Origin of the sequence: Longimonas halophila (assembly GCF_002554705.1) — a bacterium.
Taxonomy (GTDB): domain Bacteria; phylum Bacteroidota; class Rhodothermia; order Rhodothermales; family Salinibacteraceae; genus Longimonas; species Longimonas halophila.
Genome location: NZ_PDEP01000008.1, coordinates 75,633 through 87,121, shown reverse-complemented (window position 1 = coordinate 87,121; position 11,489 = coordinate 75,633). Strand labels below are relative to the sequence as shown.

At 61.2% G+C, this 11,489-nt stretch carries 10 protein-coding genes; 2 read left to right on the top strand and 8 right to left on the bottom strand.

From position 1 onward, the window contains the following. Nucleotides 1–35: 35 nt before the first annotated feature. From CRI93_RS09565 to cysS, 3 genes are all read right to left on the bottom strand, one after another. Nucleotides 36–542, bottom strand: a complete 507-nt coding sequence (locus CRI93_RS09565) for an HhH-GDP family DNA glycosylase (protein ID WP_098062511.1) — start codon at nucleotides 540–542, stop codon at nucleotides 36–38. Nucleotides 543–642: 100 nt separating this feature from the next. Continuing rightward, nucleotides 643–1,641 carry a porphobilinogen synthase gene (gene hemB / locus CRI93_RS09560; protein ID WP_098062413.1) on the bottom strand — a complete coding sequence of 333 codons (999 nt, stop codon included), beginning with the start codon at nucleotides 1,639–1,641 and terminating at the stop codon, nucleotides 643–645. Between the two features lie 202 nt (nucleotides 1,642–1,843). Beyond that, the gene (gene cysS, locus CRI93_RS09555; RefSeq protein ID WP_245850435.1) at nucleotides 1,844–3,352 is read right to left on the bottom strand and encodes a cysteine--tRNA ligase; all 1,509 of its coding nucleotides are present in this window, start codon (nucleotides 3,350–3,352) and stop codon (nucleotides 1,844–1,846) included. A gap of 682 nt (nucleotides 3,353–4,034) precedes the next feature. On the opposite strand from cysS, the gene CRI93_RS09550 reads away from it, so the two are divergent. Continuing rightward, the gene (locus CRI93_RS09550) at nucleotides 4,035–5,738 is read left to right on the top strand and encodes a capsule assembly Wzi family protein (RefSeq protein ID WP_176521815.1); all 1,704 of its coding nucleotides are present in this window, start codon (nucleotides 4,035–4,037) and stop codon (nucleotides 5,736–5,738) included. A gap of 410 nt (nucleotides 5,739–6,148) precedes the next feature. Further along, entirely contained in the window at nucleotides 6,149–6,379 is a 231-nt protein-coding gene (locus CRI93_RS09545) for a hypothetical protein (RefSeq protein WP_098062410.1), read from the top strand. Nucleotides 6,380–7,237: 858 nt separating this feature from the next. Here CRI93_RS09545 and CRI93_RS09540 read toward each other — a convergent pair. The 5 genes from CRI93_RS09540 to CRI93_RS09520 form a co-directional block, all read right to left on the bottom strand. Continuing rightward, complete coding sequence (locus CRI93_RS09540) at nucleotides 7,238–7,510, bottom strand: hypothetical protein (RefSeq protein WP_098062409.1); 273 nt, start codon at nucleotides 7,508–7,510, stop codon at nucleotides 7,238–7,240. Between the two features lie 8 nt (nucleotides 7,511–7,518). After that, nucleotides 7,519–8,394 (bottom strand): glycosyltransferase family 2 protein, encoded by an 876-nt coding sequence (locus CRI93_RS09535; RefSeq protein ID WP_217992523.1) that lies wholly within the window; start codon nucleotides 8,392–8,394, stop codon nucleotides 7,519–7,521. 57 nt (nucleotides 8,395–8,451) lie between these two features. After that, complete coding sequence (locus tag CRI93_RS09530) at nucleotides 8,452–9,012, bottom strand: WcaF family extracellular polysaccharide biosynthesis acetyltransferase (protein ID WP_098062407.1); 561 nt, start codon at nucleotides 9,010–9,012, stop codon at nucleotides 8,452–8,454. A 94-nt stretch (nucleotides 9,013–9,106) separates the two neighbouring features. Continuing rightward, nucleotides 9,107–10,294: a glycosyltransferase gene (locus tag CRI93_RS09525; protein ID WP_098062406.1), complete on the bottom strand. Its 1,188-nt coding sequence runs from the start codon at nucleotides 10,292–10,294 to the stop codon at nucleotides 9,107–9,109. Then, on the bottom strand, nucleotides 10,291–11,487 hold the full coding sequence (locus CRI93_RS09520; RefSeq protein ID WP_098062405.1) for a glycosyltransferase family 4 protein: 1,197 nt from the start codon (nucleotides 11,485–11,487) through the stop codon (nucleotides 10,291–10,293). The genes CRI93_RS09525 and CRI93_RS09520 overlap by 4 nt, the downstream gene beginning before the upstream one ends. Nucleotides 11,488–11,489: the final 2 nt, after the last annotated feature.

Genomic DNA, 11,489 nt, shown 5'->3' with positions numbered 1-11,489 from the left:
GACAGGTTTTGGAAACCTGTCAGGTCTGAACGTTCTCACGAAAAGTCGCGCTGGCCGAAGTAGTGGAGCACGTACTTGATCTTCGAGGCCTTGCCCTTCCCGAAGCCCGGCAGCTTCTTAATTCGCTTCTCGATCGTGTTGATGTCGGCCCCATCGTTCCACATGTTGGCCGCATCGCCGTCGTACTCCTCAGCGATCATCTTCGCCACCTTCTGCGTGTTCTCGGCCATCTTGTTGGTGAAGCGATGCACCGCGGGTTTCTCCGCAAAGATCGGCTGGAACTCGTCGAAGTCCATTGCGGCGATCGTGGCCATGTCCAGGTGACCCAGGCGCTCCTTCAAGCGCAGCGGTCCGGTGAACGCATACTCAGCGCGCACGCGCTGGTCGTAGAGCAGACCGAGGAGGGCAGCATTGGCATCGGCACGGATGGCGTCGTCCTCGTCGGCGTCGCCGGTGAGGGTGCCTTCGTCCTGGTAGCGCTCCATCATGCGGACGAGTCCGCCTTGCAGGTCGCCGTAGTCGATCGGGGGAATGGTTGGCATGGTCGGTTGGAGGTTGGGTTTGGGATGGTAAGGGTTTGGAATCACCGGCAGCAGGTAGGCCGCACCGGCGGTGCGCCCGTACGGGGGGCTGGCTTGGGATCTATGCCGCATCAGCAATCCAGCGGGCGGCGTCTTTGGCAAAGTAGGTGAGGATCGTGTCGGCGCCCGCGCGCCGGATGGCCGTGAGCGCCTCCAGGGCGGTGGCTTTCGTATCCAGCCAGCCGTTTTGCCCGGCCGCGCAGATCATCGCGTACTCGCCGCTCACGTTGTAGGCGGCCACGGGAACATCCGAGGCTTGCTTCACGCGGTGGATAATATCGAGGTACGGCAGCGCGGGCTTCACCATGACCATGTCGGCCCCCTCCTGTAGATCCAGGCGCAGTTCGCGGAGCGCCTCATCGCTGTTGGCGGGATCCATCTGGTAGGTGGCTTTGTCGGCGGGGATGTCGTCGCCCTCGACCGGAGCAGAGTCCAGCGCATCCCGAAACGGACCGTAGTAGGCCGAGGCGTACTTGGCGGTGTATGACAGAATCGCCGTATCCGCAAAGCCTTCCGCATCCAGTGCGGTGCGGATGGCCCCCACGCGCCCATCCATCATGTCGGACGGTGCGATCACGTCGGCGCCGGCTTCGGCCTGTGTGCAGGCGATATCGCACATGCGCTCGACGGTGGCGTCGTTCACGATCACGCCGTCCTCGACGATGCCGTCGTGGCCATCGGAGGAGTACGGATCGAGGGCAGTGTCGGTCATGACAAGCAGCTCGGGCACGGCCTCCTTCAGCGCACGAATCGCCCGCGGGTAGAGTCCGTCGGGATCGGTAGCGGCGCTGGCGGTGGCGTCTTTCTGCGCCTCCGGAATTGCAGGGAAGAGCGCCACGCCGGGAATGCCCAGTGCGTGGAGCGTCTCGGCCTCGCGCACGAGCCGATCCACCGTGTAGCGGTACTGGTTCGGCATGGAGGATACCTCCTCCTGCGCATCCGAGCCCGCCATCACAAAGAGCGGAGCAATCAGATGATCCGTTGAAAGGCGCGTTTCGCAGTTGATGCGCCGCAGGTTCGCCGTGCGACGCAACCGACGCGGTCGTTCAAATAGATCCATAGCAGAAGATGATAATTTGACATATGACGGTAGGGACGCATCGCAATGCGTCCATACAGGCAAAATATGGCGACAGTAGGGGCGCATCGCAATGCGCCCACATAGACAGAATAGGTCGGAGGATGAACGGTAGCGCCACATCGCCGATGTGTCGCCTGTGGGACCACGATGCACCCGTCCGGACAGGGCACCGCCCCACAAATTACAGCACCGCCTTCCGTTTCCAGGTGGTGCCGTCGGGGGCGTCCATCACCTCGATGCCCATGGCGTCGAGTTCATCGCGGATGGCATCGGCCCGGTCGTAGTCGCCAGATTCGCGCGCCGCAGCCCGTTCGTCGAGCAAGGCGTTGACCTTCGTAGCGAGGTCCGCATTCTCGCCTGTGGCAGCGGCCTCCGCATCCCCCTGATGCCAGATGATGCCAAGCAGATCGTTCGTATCCACCAGCCACTGCTGTGCGGTGCGGGCGGTGGCACCGTTCAGGTCGCGCCCGAGGCCCTGGATGAACTTTACGCCTTCGAGCGCCGTGGCGAGGGCCTTCGGTGTGTTCAGGTCGTCGCACATGGCGGCGAGGGTGGCGTCGTAGCAGTCGGGGAGCGTGTCGGCGGCGTGGTCGGGCCCCTCTTCGTCCGCCTGCAAGGCCTCCTCAACCTGTTCAGCGGCGTCCTGATAGCGGCGGATGATGCGCGCGCTGTCGGAGAGCGTCTTCTTCGTGAAGTTGAACGGCTTGCGGTACTGCCCCGCCATCAGCGTGTAGCGCAGCGCCAGCGGATCCACCCCGCGCCCGCCGTCTTCGGGCGGCTCGATGAGATCGCGCACGGTGAAGAAGTTGCCGCTGGACTTCGACATCTTTTCGCCCTCCACCTGCAGAAAGCGCGTGTGCACCCAGTAGCGCACCGACGTTGCGCCGGTCAGGCACTCATTCTGCGCGACCTCGCACTCATGATGCGGAAACGCCAGGTCTTCGCCGCCGGTGTGCAGGTCGAACGCCTCGCCCAGGTAGGCCATCGACATCGCCGAGCACTCAATGTGCCACCCCGGAAAGCCCCAACCCCACGGACTGTGCCATTGCATCAGGTGGTCGGGATCCTTCTTCCAGAGCGCAAAATCGCGCGGATCTTTCTTGTCCGGGTCCTGAACCGTCTCGCGCTCGGTAGCCTGCAGCTGCTCCGCCGCCTCGTTGCCCGAGAGCTTACCGTACTCGGGGAACGTCTCCACCGAAAAGTAGACGCCCTGATCGGTCTCGTAGGCATGGCCGCGCTCCATCAGGCGCTCCACCGCCTTAATCTGATGCGCAATGTGCTCGGTAGCGCGCGGGCGCACATCCGGATTCTGCAGGTTCAGCGCGTGCCAGTCGTCGAGCAGCGCGCCCGTATAGTAGCGCGCCAGGTCATAGATGTTGGCAAAGCGCTGCCCCTCGCGCTCCAGCGCCGCCGCCATCTTATCGGCGCCCTCCGGATCGACCAGGTCGTCCTGCGTCAGGTGCCCCACGTCCGTCACATTGCTCACAAAGGTGGTCTCCCAGCCCAGCGCCTGCGCGGTGCGGTTGATGAGATCCGCCGTCAGAAACGACCGAAAGTTGCCGATGTGCGCATACGTGTACACCGTAGGCCCACACGCATAAAACCGCAGATGCCCGTCCTCCAGCGGCTCCACCGCATCCACCTGACGCGTCATCGAATTGTAGAGGCGAAAGACCGGCGCATCAGCCATAAGCAAACGGCAGATTGGTTGGAAGACAGTACGTAGGCTGTACTTTGTCCATGCCGCAATGTGCCGACCCTGCGGTTTAAGAACCTGTTCTGTTTGGATAAGCCCCGGCCGCGCCCTCCCGCTCATGCGCTCCGGGTTGTGGCCCCCGAACAGGCATGTCTTGGTTGTCCGCTGTCGCGTATGTGCAGGCTCTCGGTGTGCCACGTCGGGGTGGGAGCAATGCCAAAAGGACCGCCCAGAACGTCTGCTCCTGACGTCAACGGTCCCCCGTTGACTCAGCGAATGAACGCTCCTGCGTTCCGCACACGCGAGCCGCATGCTGAACACAAAGGAAGACATGAACTCGAAGCGCTCCCCTGGAGAGGGGAGCTGTCGCCCAGCGACTGAGGGGTGGATGCGCGCAAACCGCCGGGGACGCAAGCGGTCCCCGGCTGAGGTTTCTTTGCTTACACTCGTCGCAAGGCTCCGCCTTGTGACGCACCCGTTCAGGGGCACAGCAGGCATGACCCTTTGGGCCCCTCTGCCCCGTCCTCTTGTCGGGGATGCGAGCGGCCCCCAGCTAAGGAAGCATTCTGAATCCAACGATCGCCCTCCCTGTACTTTCTACGCCGCACCTCGTAGGTTGAGAGGGCACCCACAGCGTCCCACCCGTCCTGCTCACGACCCGGCTCGCCCATTCCCAATGCCCCCATCCCTTGCTCGCTGGACCGGTTGGCTGCTTCTTGTTGTGCTGGCCGCTCTGCCGCTCTCCGCCACCGCCCAACAGGACGGCCTGCTTCGCCTAAACGGTGACACCGCCCTGCTCATGGATCGTCTGCGTGTGCAGGGCGCCCTCCCGGCCCCCACCGACGGCTTCCATCACCCCCAGCGTGCTCCCCAGGCCCAAGCCCTGCTCGACACCGCACGGACGGCCCCGCATCTGTCCTCCCCGCAACAGCGCACGGTCGACCGCCTGCGCCACGAGCAGTCCGCACCCGGCGCCGCATGGATCAACCGGCAGTGGGGCGCGCTCTACCGCGATGGACACACGTTCCTCCACAGCGAAGGCGACGGCTACCGCCTCACGCTGGAGCCCGTCTACAACGGCTACCGGGGGCCCGTGCAGCACAGCGGCACCGACCCGCGCGCCGCCGACACCGCCTGGCGCAACAGCCGCGGCGCCCGCGCCACCGGCCACCTCGGACGTGTGTACTTTGACACGTATGCCTCTGAGAACCAGGCCCAGGACGTCCGTAACGAGTTTCCAGCTAACCGCCAGGAGCTTGTGAACACCGCTCCACGCTTCGGCTTCGTCCTCCAGCCGCAAGGCAACACCACCTACGACTACTTTGAAGCCGTGGGCATGATAGGGCTTGATCTCGCGCCTGTCGATCTTCAGTTCGGACGCCTCAGCCGCCACTGGGGCTACGGAATGAACAGTCTGGTGCTCTCCAACTACGGCTCCCCGCACGAGCAGCTACGCATTCAGGCCCAGCGCGGTGCGTTTCAGTACACCACCCTGTACACGCGTTTTATTGATGCCACTCGTGTCGCTCGGCAGCGTGACGGCGCCGATGTCGTGCAGCCCCGCCGCTATGCCGCATTTCACCGGCTGGCTTATGCGCCGAGTCCCCGCCTCACCGTCGGACTCTTTGAGGCGACTGTCTTTTCGCGTCGCGATGCACCGGGCGCGCCCCCCAAAGCCGTGCAAGCGCACTACCTGTCGCCCCTCATTGGTGTGCGCAGCATCCACTCCATGGCGGGCGGTCCGCATAACACGATCACCGGACTCGATGTCCGCTGGCAGGTGGTAAGCGGACTCGAAGCGCATGCGCAGCTTGCCCTCAACGACTGGTCGGTGCAGCACCTCGGCACGGACCACTGGCGCAATCAGTGGGCCGGGCTCGTTGGGGTGAACATTGCCCCCGCATCGCTAAGCGCCTGGTCGCTGCATGTGGAAGGCAGCCGCATCCGTCCATTTTTCTATGCTGGACGCTTTTCGCTCGATGCGTTTGCCCACTGGAGCGATCCGATCGGGCACAGCGCCGGACCCAACAGCTACGACGTGTCTGCACGGCTGGCTTACCGCCCGCAGCACCGGTGGCAGGCCGGACTCTGGTACCACCGCACCTGGCGGGGACGCGGTACCGACGACCGTAATGTAGGCGGCGACATCCGTCGCTCCACCGACACTCGCGTTAGCGACCGCGTGGCCATGCTCAGCGGGATTCGTCAGGTCGAAGATGCGCTGGATATGCATCTCGGCTTCGAAATCGGCCCCGACCTGCTCATCGAAGGCCAACTCCGCATCCTGCGCACCGACGATGCCGAAACCGGTACCGACACGTTCGTCGCCCCAGCCCTGGGCATCCGCTGGAACGCCCCGTTCACCCCCCGGCGGTTTTAGGACGTTCAGACCTGGCGATCCAGACCTGACAGGTTTCCGAAACCTGTCAGGTCTAAACACCACTCGATGCCGGTGCCACACGTGCAGGGTTGGCGTTGAGATCCTTCCCCCCGACGGTCGTCGTGGGTCAGGATGACGCTGAAGTGTAAGGTAAAGGAGCAATCCCCCAATCGCTCCCCTGGAGAGGGGAGCTGTCGCACCAGCGACTGAGGGGTGGATACGCACAGACCACTGGAGATGCAAACAGTGCCGACAGTGGTCGGCACGAGTTACCGATGGCGTTCGGCACAAGCTACCTGGCTACGGGAACCCTCCCAGTGCAGTCATCCACCAGTTATGTACAGCGAACCGAGTCGACTCTGAATAGATTAGACCACTGAGTATTCAATCGAACAACGCTTAAGAGAGCAATGCCGAAAACAGTCGAAGCGGTGGTCGATGAGCACGGCCACATTCGCCTTTTGGAGCCGCTTACACTCCACGCCTCACAGCGCGTGCTTATCACCGTGTTGGAGGACGTGCCCGAAGCCGACACGCGCGACGTGAGTGAAACGGCTCTGCTCAGCGAAGAGACACTCGCCGAGGATTGGAATCAAGAAGAAGAGGGCGAGGCATGGAAGCACCTCCAGCCGAAGCAGTAATTCTCATCTCGTTCCCGTTTTCGGACCTGTCTCGCTCGAAGCTCCGCCCGGCCGGGAAAGCTATTCACGGCGAACACTGATTTGTTTGAGGATCAAGCCGGCCTGTTGAGCGAGGAGATGCGTAGTAAGATCATATCGGAAGTTGTCAGGCTGTTGCGTGCGGGGGAGATGCCATCAGAAGACGAATAAGCCCGTCCACAACAAAACACTGATGCCTACCCCGATTCGAGCGGTAGCGCCCATGCTCCTCTACTCGTATCTTTTCGTTACCCTTCACCACACCACTTCCCCAGTCGGCGACCAGGGCAGGCCGGACTTGAGCCGGGATCCAGATTTCACATCCGAAGGCCGTGCCACACATGAAAGGCCGGCGTTGAGATGCTTCCCCCGACAGGGACGACCTTGAAGAGTATGGCATAGTGCTGAACGTGGGAGAGATCCTTCGACTCTGCAGATGCTTGGCGCATCTGCGCCGCTCAGGACAACATCATGGTGGTGGGAGGTATGAGTTGGATGGCACAAGCCCCAAACCGCTCTCCTGGAGAGGGGTGGATACGCACAGACCGCCGGGGACGCGAGCGGTCCCCGGCTATGGGTTTTCCACTGCCTCACGTCTTCCTTAAATCGGCGCTTGGGGCAGGCAGGGTGCGGGTTGTATACCAAACCAGTTGCGAATAGTGCTCTGTCACAGGTCAATGGTTGGGTGGGTCAGGCATGATTGTCATAGAAGGCCACAAAAGATCCCGGATCAGCGGCGCCAGGGGCGCCTTGTCCGGGATGACTATGACGTGGAATCCCACGCGTTACCCCACGAATCACGTGTGACACAGCAATAGCCTGCATTGAAAAAGAAGAGTTTCACATCTCAGAACCACGCCAACCCATCCGGTACGCATGCTCCGAGCCAACACGGCGATACCAAATGCGACTCTGTGCATCCGGCTGTTGGTCTATAAGTTTATCGGTCGCTATTACCGCATCTGCATCAACCGCGTACGTCCCTGTTGCAATATCAATCGCCACAAACAAGTGGCCGTCAGATTCCACATCCACATGAGGGCGGACGTTTTTCTCGAACAGTGCATTTCCCCGTCGCGCAAACTCCTCGTTACTGAGCGCCTTGATGTCCATATCGTCTATTATTGTTTACCTATCTGATCCTCCGAACGCTCCAACTCGTACATCTTGGCTCGCACATTCGCAATGTAATTGCGGCGGATGCGGCTGGCGATGAGTCCCGGCTGCCCTTCCAAAAATCCGAGCCGAAACACATAGTGATAGAAAAACCAGAGCCACGGCTCCAGAGGGATACGAATAGCAATCTTCTTTAGAAACCGACGGCGTTCCTGTGCATCGCCAAACAGGTTTGCTTCAACGGCTTGCTCCCCGTACGCGCCCTCTGTGAGATACGTCTGCCGAAGGCGTGCTTCCCATGTAGAATACTTGTTGTGGCGCTCAATGTATGCTTCCAATCCCTTATAGTCTTCGTGGATGAGAGGCGTATCCAACTCGCCCACGCTGCCATCAACCAGCAAGCGCTCATGTATCTCCATATCCAGCGCGGACGCTGGATCATCGATCAGTTGCTCGAACCGTGCGGTACCTGTCTGGAACAACAGCACCGCCTGATGCGAGAACCCGCCGTGGGTAAACCGCTGCCCCATGAAGTGAAAGCCTTTCGTAATGAGATAGGCCGTTTCAGGATCCGGCTGCTGAATTGCCTCTGCGATCTCTGTCCAGAGCGCCTCGGGTACCACCTCATCGGCATCGAGAAGCAACACCCAGGGGGTCTTGATATCCAGCGTGTCCAGCGCCCACTGCCGCTTCTTGGGATACCCCCCACTGTACTCAAACTGCGCGACCTCTGCCCCATGCGCTTCTGCAATGTCGGGCGTGGCATCGGTGCTGTGGGAGTCAACAATCACAACCCGTTTAGCCGGATGTAGTGCTTTCAGACACTTTGGGAGATTCGCTGCTTCATTCTTGGCGGCGATGAGAACAGTGAGGGGTAGCATCTGCGACATGCAAAGTGAAATGTCTCATGGACGTACAATGAATTGGTTGCCTCCGTCCTAAGTCGTCTGTAATGCCCGCGTTCCAATACGCCGCGCTGGATTCCCGCCCACAATCGCCCATGCCTCCACATCCTTCACCGCCACAGCTCGGGCACCGACGATGGCTCCTTCGCCTACGGTGACATCGGGACCAACAAAGGCATCGGCACAGATCCAGGCCTGATCGTGGACGGTGATAGGTGGTTTCAGGAGCGGCATGGTTGGATCCGTGTGATCGTGTGTCCCAGCGCACAAGTGGGCGCGCTGTGAGATGGTTACCTGTTTACCAATCGTGATCGGGCCCAAGTTGTAGATCATCGCTCCCTCACCGATCGCGCTCCAGTCGCCCACGGTAAGTTTCCACGGGAAGTAGATGGTGGCGCTCGGGTAGATGTTGACCCCCTGTCCGATCGTCGCCCCAAACCGCCGCAAGAGCCACCGCCGCCATCCGAACAACGGACGCGGACTGGCCCAGAACAGGGGCTTTCCGACCACCATCCACAGCACCCGCAGTGCCATCTCGCCCCACGGATATTTCTGCGCGGTGCGGTTGGAGGCGATGTCGAGGGTGTCGGACATGGATTCGGAGGTGTCGTTTTGTGTAGCAGGCACGTTACACGCATCGACAGCGTGATAGATCGGAGCGGGCTGTTCCGATTAGACCTGACAGGTCTCAGAGACCTGTCAGGTCTTTGGTATCCACCGCAGCCCCACGCGGCACCACCGATTCTGGGCGCCCCACCGTAGGATCAAGCAGCCACCGATACGCTCCCGCAAGCGTCTGGGCAATAGCAGGCCACGCAAACCGTTCTTTCACAAGCTCGCGCCCATACCGTCCCATCGCTAATCGCTCAGCATCCGAACAGGTCGTGGCCTCCCGTAACGCTTCCACGAGCGGATCCACTCCCGTCTCGATCCACCAGCCGCAGTCGCGCTCCTCCAAGACCGACCATGGCGCTCCAGTCGTTGTTATCGCCGGGATGCCACTGGCCAGCGCCTCCGCAACGACTACACCAAAGTTCTCACTGAACGTCGGCAATACAAACAGATCACTCGCCCGATAGAGCGCCCACTTCTCCGCATCCGGAATAGAGCCCGGAAACGACACCTGGTCGGTAATGCCTAACTCCACTGCGCGGGCTTCGACCTCTGATTGGTGATCGTTCTCATCCGGACCGGCAATAACCAGTTCCCAATCCGGAGGATCTACCGCTGCCCACGCTTCCATTAGGTTCAACAGTCCCTTCTTGGGATGCACCCGCGAGAGGAAGAGCGCTTGTCGCATCGTACCCGAATCTGATTTCTGCTTCCACTGCTGCGGTACGGTCACGCCGTTCGGAGCCACTACGATAGGCGCATCCAGCCCGAGCGCGCGCAGATGCGTTGCCTCAGCCGGTGCCGTAGCATGAAGCAAAGCCGCCCCCTTCAAGATGCGATGCTGGTACGCGTACCACACCAGGTTCTTCTTCCATGCATTGTGATTCAGCGCCCACGGCTCCAGCATACCACGCGGGGTAAGCACATACGGCACGCCCTGCGCCTGCGCCGCATAGTAGCTCGCGGCATTGGTCAAGAGCCACACCCCGTGGTCATGCACCAACTCCGCCCCGGTCTGGTGGATGCGGGCACGGGTCGCTGTGTAGAACTGCCGGACGCGGGTCCAGAGCGGATGGCTTGGCACAAAGGTCGTCTGCGCTGCTTCTGCGGATGGCGTCATCGCCTGTCCTTTGCCACCGGCATCGGTTGTCACCAGTTCGACGGAGGTTGAATGCTCTCCCAACGCCTCACACAATGCCGAAACGGTACGCGACGGCCCTCCGGCATCCGGGTCGAGACTGGCTACGGTGTGGGCGACGGTCATGGCGACACAAGCTGTTTGTATACGTCAAGAAAACGCTGCCCGGTGGACTCTTTTGAAAACACGGACGCTGCTCGTTTGCGACCAGCCTGCCCCATCGCATCGGTGCGCTCTGCATCGGACAGCACATCAGTCATCGCCTTTGCCAGCGCATCGGCATCACCAACCGGCGTAAGGTGACCGGTCTCGCCTTCCACAACAGACGTTGATGGCCCGCCGCAGTTTGTGCTCACCACGGGGCACCCACTTGCCATCGCCTCAAGTATAGTCAGGCCCAGCCCCTCTTCATCAGCAGACACGACATACAGTGCTGCCTCACGGTACAGGGCAGGCAGCGCATCGGCAGGAACGTCTTCTTCAAAGGTCACAGCGTCTCGTATGCCGAGCTTTTCAGCCTGCGCCCATGCGTCGGGAGGAGGCGCTGTGCGTCCAGCTAAGACGAGCGGTAGGGGATGCGCAGCGGTTTGCCGGTACTGAGCGTAGGCATCAAAGAGAAGCGGTACGTTTTTCCGGGCATCGGCAAAGCGTCCGACAGATAGAATGTACGACCGCTGCGAGGGTACATCTCCGGGTGTGAATCGCTCTGTATCCACGCCCGGCGGAGCAAACACCACCTGCTCATCCGGCAGATATTCTGTTAAGTGGTCGTACATCCACTGGTTCTCTACAAATACGACGTCTGCATGGCTGAGAGCGGTGTGATCCAGACGGTCCGTAATGCGGGCCATGAGTTGCCGCCACAGTGCTATGGGATGTATGCTGCTCGACAATGCAGACTGGCGCTCTTCTCGGGTCAGCGTCGCTACCTGGAGGGCAACGGGGACGTGCACATCTCGACAGAGATGGGTCCATGCAGGCGTCCCTGCTACAACCTGGACAAGGTCGTAGGTATTCAAACGCCGGGTGAGCGCTGCTCGCGGCTGGTAGCGAAAGTATTCGACTTCTGACACTGCCGCGCCTACGTGGCTGTAGGACAACTCGTGTTTCGTTTCTGGAAGCACCTGCACCCCGGTCGTCCATGTGGAGGGCGAGCGGAGCTGCACACTGGCCCGATCGGACGATCCGAGCGCTACCGAAAAGAGATCCACCTCAAATGCTGATGACTCGCGCACAACCTCCGTGAGAAAGTGGGCAACGGTTGACACGCCTCCCGAGGTCGATAAGTCGGGAACGACAAGTGCAATACGGGTGGGCATGT